The following is a 1,577-nucleotide window of genomic DNA, read 5'->3' as shown; positions in this document are numbered from 1 at the left end:
GAGGCGCCGGCGCGGGCCGGGGCCGGATGGCCGCCCGCCTCGCGCCAGCGCTGCTCGTACGCGCTCGCGTCCCGCCCGTCCTGCGAAGCCTGGCGCAGCTCATGGCCGATCAGATCCTCGGGCTGCACCCAGGTCAGCCGGGGGCCGCTCATCGCTCGGCCGTGAGCCGGCCGAAGGCCGCCTCGTGCGTACGGCGCCGGGCGAGGTCGGCGTCGAAGACCTCGTACGCCACCTCCGTCAGCACCCGCGCAGGCGCGTGCAGGTCGAGCCGGCTCGCCTCGGCCACCCGTTCCGCCCAGTCGGCGGGGACCGCCGCCTCGCCGCCCAGCGCTCCCACGAGCGCGCCGCTCATCGTGGCGATCGAGTCGCAGTCCCGCCCGTAGTTGACCGAACCGAGCACCGTACGGCGGAAGTCGCCGCCCCCGATCAGCAACATGCCGAGCGCGACCGGGAGTTCCTCGATGGAGTGCAGCCGGGACGGACGGCGGGCGCCGAGCGAGGGCGCGCGGTAGTTGGGGCCCACCGTGTCGAAGGGCGCGACCGCCTCGCGCAGGCCGCGCAGCGCCGAGTCGGCCTCGCGGTGCCGGGCCGCCACCTCGCACACGGCCTTGATCGCGGCGCGCGTACCGTCCTTGGCGAGGGCGAGAGCCGCCTTGACGACGGTCGCCGGGGTGGCGCCGGGGACGCAGGCGGCGGCGACAGCGGCGGCGAACACACCCGCCGCCTCCCTGCCGTACGACGACTGGTGCGCGCCCGCGAGATCGACGGCCTCGGCGTAAGCGGCCTCGGGATGCGCCGCGTTGACCAGGCCGACCGGCGCCATGTACATCGCCGCACCGCAGTTGACGATGTTTCCGCTGCCCGCCTCGCGCGGGTCGACATGCCCGTAGTGCAGGCGGGTGACCATCCACTTCTCGGCGAGGAAGATCCGCTGGAGCGGCAGCGCCTCCGCCTCAAGCTCCGGAATCCAGCGCGGCGTCGAGATCAGGTCGGGCACGAGGTGGTCGGCGACGGCGTACGCGTCGAGGTGGCCGCGTACCGTCCCGTACACCCGGATCAGGGCGTGCGTCATCAACGTGTCGTCGGTGACATGCCCGTCGCCCTTGTGGTACGGGGCGAGCGGGCGGGCGGTGCGCCAGTCCTCGTTCCAGGGCCCGACGATGCCGGACACCCGGCCGCCGTGCCGCTCCACGATCTGGTCGGGGGAGTAGCCCTCGACCGGGCCGCCGAGCGCGTCGCCGACGGCCGCTCCGATCAGGGCGCCGGTGATCCGGTCATCGAGAGTGAGGGTCGCCGGGGACGTGTTGGACGTGCCGGCCGTACTGGACCTGGTGGAGGCCGGAGAGGTGGGGGTCGCGGGGGACCCCGGGGGCGTCGCGGGGGTGCTGAGCGTCGTCATGTCGGAATTGTCCACCCCGGGCGGCCAGTTCCGTGTCCCCGAGCAGCCCGGCGAGTTCGATCAGATCCGTCCCGGCCAGCCGGGGCAGCGCGCATCCGGCGAGGATCCGGCACGCGTCCCGCCACGCGAGCGGCACGGCGTCCCCGCCGCCGAGCGCGCCGGTCAGGGCCCCGGCGAG

At 74.9% G+C, this 1,577-nt stretch carries 1 protein-coding gene and 1 pseudogene; both read right to left on the bottom strand.

The window, feature by feature from the left end:
* Positions 1 to 148: 148 nt before the first annotated feature.
* Entirely contained in the window at positions 149 to 1,255 is a 1,107-nt protein-coding gene (locus QR77_RS08515) for an ADP-ribosylglycohydrolase family protein (protein WP_236711073.1), read from the bottom strand.
* A gap of 19 nt (positions 1,256 to 1,274) precedes the next feature.
* Positions 1,275 to 1,577 (bottom strand): annotated as a pseudogene (locus QR77_RS48390) (hypothetical protein); the annotation flags it as partial.

This window comes from Streptomyces sp. 150FB, from assembly GCF_000818195.1.
Taxonomy (GTDB): Bacteria; Actinomycetota; Actinomycetes; order Streptomycetales; family Streptomycetaceae; genus Streptomyces.
Note: the sequence above shows the minus strand (reverse complement) of the source record. Positions and strands in the feature narration are given on the sequence as shown.